2 protein-coding genes and 1 pseudogene are annotated in these 2,548 nt (G+C 75.6%); all 3 read left to right on the top strand.

Annotation, left to right across the window (positions count from 1 at the left end):
• The coding region (locus CCN39_RS45765) for a DMT family transporter (RefSeq protein ID WP_491844440.1) at nt 1-639 on the top strand (639 nt) is incomplete at its 5' end.
• A gap of 53 nt (nt 640-692) precedes the next feature.
• A complete protein-coding gene (locus CCN39_RS45760; protein ID WP_086853218.1) occupies nt 693-2,363 on the top strand; it encodes an ABC transporter ATP-binding protein in 1,671 nt (556 codons plus the stop codon).
• A pseudogene (locus CCN39_RS45755) lies at nt 2,360-2,548 on the top strand (ABC transporter ATP-binding protein); the annotation flags it as partial. The gene CCN39_RS45760 and the pseudogene CCN39_RS45755, both read left to right, overlap by 4 nt.

Genomic DNA, 2,548 nt, shown 5'->3' with positions numbered 1-2,548 from the left:
CCGGCCCGGGGGGAGCCCGGCCACGGCGAGAAGGGCGACCGCGGCGACGAGGACGAGGCGGAAGCCGAGCCCGACCGGATCGGAGCCCTCGCTTTCGGCGTCGTGTGCGCCGGGCTCGCCCTGCTCGGCGCCGCCGCCGAAAGCGAGGGCTCCGATCCGGTCGGGCTCGGCTTCCGCCTCGTCCTCGTCGCCGCGGTCGCCCTTCTCGCCGTGGCCGGGATCGCCGCGGGCCGGGCGAGCCGCCGGATCCGGACGCCGGCCCTCGGGATCGTCGCCGGGCTGTGCTTCGGCGTCGTCGCCATCGCTGGCCGGATCATCCCCAGCCTCGCGCCGCTCGACCTGCTCACCGACCTCGCGACCTACACCGTCGCGATCGCGGGCGGGATGGCGATGCTGTTCTACGCGACGGCGCTGCAGCGCGGGAGCGTCACCACCTCGACCGCGATGATGGTGCTCGGCGAGACGGTGTTCCCGTCGCTGGTCGGCGTGCTCGTGCTCGGCGACCGCACCCGGCCCGGCTTCGCGGTCGTCGCCGTCGCCGGGTTCGCCCTCGCCGTGGTGGCCGCGCTCGCACTGGCCCGGTTCGGCGAACCGGCGACGGAACCGCGGAATGAGACGAAGCCGACCGTCTTCCCGTAACTTCTTTACTTAGACTAGCCTTACCTATCCCAGCTCTGGAGAGGGAGGCGCGGGTGAGCACGACGGGACGGCAGGTCCTCCGCCGGTCGATCGCCGGGCAACGACGACCGGTGGCGCTCGCGGCACTGCTGACCGCGTGCCACCAAGGCGGCGAAGCACTGGTCCCGGTGGTCATCGGCGTGGTCATCGACCAGGCCGTCGCGGGCGGCTCGATCGGCACGCTGCTGAGCTGGCTGGCGGTACTGGGCGTGCTCTTCGCCGTGCTGTCCACGAGTTACCGGCTCGGCGCCCGCTTCGGCGAGCGCGCCGCCGAACGCGCGGCCCACGACCTCCGCCTCGACGTCGGGCGCCGCGTGCTGCACCCCGGCGGCGTGGCCGACTCGGGCACCCTCGCCGGCGAGCTGGTGAGCATCGGGACGTCGGACGCCAAGCGCGTCGGCACCGTCAACGGCGTCCTCCCCTTCGGCGTCGCCGGACTGGCCGGGCTGCTGGTCAGCGCCGTCGTGCTGCTCACCATGTCCCTGCCGCTCGGCCTGCTCGTGCTGCTCGGCACGCCGCCGATGCTGTACCTGGCGCACCTGGTCGGGAAGCCCCTCGAGCGCCGCAGCGAGGCCGAGCAGGAGCGGTCGGCGTTCGCCTCCGGCGTCGCCACGGACCTCGTCGCCGGGCTGCGGGTGCTGAAGGGGGTCGGCGCCGAACGCGCCGCCGTCGACCGCTACCGCCGGACCAGCCAGGACTCGCTGCGGGCGACCCTGCGCGCGGCCCGCGCCCAGGCCTGGCACAACGGCGCGCTGCTGGCGCTCACCGGGATCTTCATCGCCGTGGTCGCCCTGGTCGGCGGCAACCTCGCCGCGGCGGGCGACATCAGCGTCGGCGACCTGGTCGCCGCGGTCGGGCTCGCGCAGTACCTGATCACGCCGTTCTCGATCTTCTCGTGGGTCAACGGCGAGCTCGCGCAGGGCCGGGCGTCCGCCGCGCGCATCGCCGACGTGCTGAACGCGCCGCCCGCCGTCGGCACCGGGGAGGCGACGCTGCCGGCTCCCGCGGCCGGGCACGTCAAGCTGTCCGCGCTGAACCGCGGCGCCCTGCGCGACGTCGGTTTCGAAGCACGCCCGGGCGAGCTGCTCGGCGTGGTGGCCACCGACCCGGCCGCCGCGACCGACCTCCTGGACTGCCTGGGCCGCGCCGCCGATCCCACCGGCGGCTCGGTGTCGGTCGACTCGGTGGACCTGTCCACTGTGGACCCGAACCGGGTGCGCGAGGTGGTGCTGGTCGCCGCGCACGACGCGGACCTGTTCGCCGGCACGGTCGCCGAGAACATCGAGACCGGCCCGAAAACGGCCGAGGCGATGACCGCGGCCGCCGTCGACGAGGTGGCCGGCGCGCTGCCCGACGGGGTCGCGACCGCCGTCACCGAACGCGGGCGGTCGCTGTCGGGCGGGCAGCGGCAGCGCGTCGCGCTCGCCCGGGCGCTCGCCGCCGACGCGCCGGTGCTGGTCCTGCACGACCCGACGACCGCCGTCGACACGGTCACCGAGGCCCGGATCGCCGCGGGGCTCGCCGAGCTGCGGCGCGGCCGCACCACGATCCTCGTGACCACCAGCCCGGCGCTGCTGGCGGCCACCGACCGCGTCGTCCTGCTCGACGACGGGCGCGTCGCGGGCGAAGGCAGTCACGCCGAGCTGGCCGGTCGTCCCGACTACCGAGCGGCGGTGCTGTCATGACCCGCGAACTCCTCCCGGTGGCCGACGGCCGCCGGATCCGCGCCGTCCTCGGCGAGCTTCTCGGCCGGGCGAAGGGCCGGACGGCGGCCGCGTTCACGATGCTCGTCGCGGCGACCGCGATCGGCCTGCTGACCGCGCCGCTGCTCGGCCGGGTCGTCGACCTGGTCGCCACCCGCCGCCCGGCC

It is taken from the genome of Amycolatopsis kentuckyensis (assembly GCF_002155975.1).
GTDB classification, from domain to species: Bacteria; Actinomycetota; Actinomycetes; order Mycobacteriales; family Pseudonocardiaceae; genus Amycolatopsis; species Amycolatopsis kentuckyensis.
Note: the sequence above shows the minus strand (reverse complement) of the source record. Positions and strands in the feature narration are given on the sequence as shown.